The sequence below is a fragment of the Streptomyces alkaliphilus genome, assembly GCF_014141535.1.
Lineage (GTDB): Bacteria > Actinomycetota > Actinomycetes > Streptomycetales > Streptomycetaceae > Streptomyces > Streptomyces alkaliphilus.
The window spans coordinates 1-1304 of sequence record NZ_VKHT01001219.1 but is presented as its reverse complement, the minus strand read 5'-3'; the positions used below and the strand labels follow the sequence as shown (position 1 = coordinate 1304).

Sequence of the window (1304 nt, the reverse complement as noted above, 5' to 3'; positions counted from 1 at the left end):
CTCCTCGGGCGGGCTCCCCCGGTGGCCCGCCCGAGGAGGACCCGCCCACGACGGTCGCGGACACCTCCGTCACGGGGATCGACGTCAACCTCCGGCAGAGCGCCCCGTACGTCCACGTCGCGACCCTCGGGATCACCACCGACGGCACCGGCCCGGTGACCCTGCACGGGCAGTGGTACCTGTCCGACAACGCCCACCACCTCGGCAAGCCGGACGGGGAGCCGTTCGTCCTGGAACGCGAGGGCGCGACCCACTACACGGTGACGGTGGGGCACACGGCGCAGGCACCGTGCGAATACCGGATCGGGCTGCGGCTGGTCGGGCAGCCGGGCGGGACCCCGGTCGTCGAGCGATCGGTGCCGATCACGCCGGAGGGCTGCCTTGGCTGAGCGCGGCGCACCGGGAGAGTCCGGGACGGGGACGCCACCGGGCGGCCCCGGGACGGGGGCGATCGGGCGAAGGGCCCCCCGGGACCCCCGGGTGCCGTACGCCCGACCGGCGGTGGAGGCGGAGCCGGCTCCGGAGGCGCGGGAATCCGACCGACCGGCGCCCGACCGGGAGAAACCGGAGGACCGGGAGGACGATCCCTACACGGCAACGGCGCTCGACGCCCCCTGGACCGCCGATCCGGCCGGCGGGACCGGCCCGCGGCAGCGGATCGACGGGGCTCCCCGGGAGGAACGGGTGCCGCCGCGGGGTGCCGCGGGCCCTGCGGGCGGATCGGCGCACGGCGGGCCCCCGACGCCCGGGGCGGGGTCGGAGGGGCCCGGTGAGGTGCTGCGGTTCGGCCCCGGTGTGCCGCGCCGTCGTCGGACCGACGGGGCCGGTCCCGTCGGTCCGACGACGGCCGTCCTCCCGCTCTCCCCCACGCTGCGCGACCCCGATCCCGACTCCGATGCCGGGATCGACTCCGAACCCGGGGCCGGCCCGGGCCCCGGCCGCCCGGCACGCGGCCGGATGCGGCGCGCCCTGCGGTACCTGCCGGCGGTGCTCGCCCTGGTGGCGGCCTGCGGCTGGCTGTGGTGGCAGCGGTTCGGCCCCGACCTCGCGATCCGGGAGGTCACCGTGCACAGCCCGACCGGCGCGCCGGCCTGCGACGGAACCGCCGAGATCGTGGGGGTGCTGCGCACCAACGGCCGTCCCGGCGAGGTGCGCTACGAGTGGGTGCGCAGCGACGGGACGACGTCGGGGGAGTTGGTGGAGCGGGTGCCGCGCGGCCGGGAGGAGGTCCGGCTGCGCCTGCTGTGGACCTTCCGGGGCGAGGGAGTGGTCGACGCCTCGGCCCCTGTCTCTTATACACAACT

General features: G+C 77.3%; 1 protein-coding gene and 1 pseudogene. Both read left to right on the top strand.

The window, feature by feature from the left end; genetic code table 11:
• Nucleotides 1–389: pseudogene (locus FNQ90_RS23545) on the top strand (hypothetical protein); the annotation flags it as partial.
• 91 nt (nt 390–480) lie between these two features.
• Nucleotides 481–1304, top strand: an 824-nt coding sequence (locus FNQ90_RS23540) for a hypothetical protein (RefSeq protein WP_182608194.1), incomplete at its 3' end; no start/stop codon positions are given.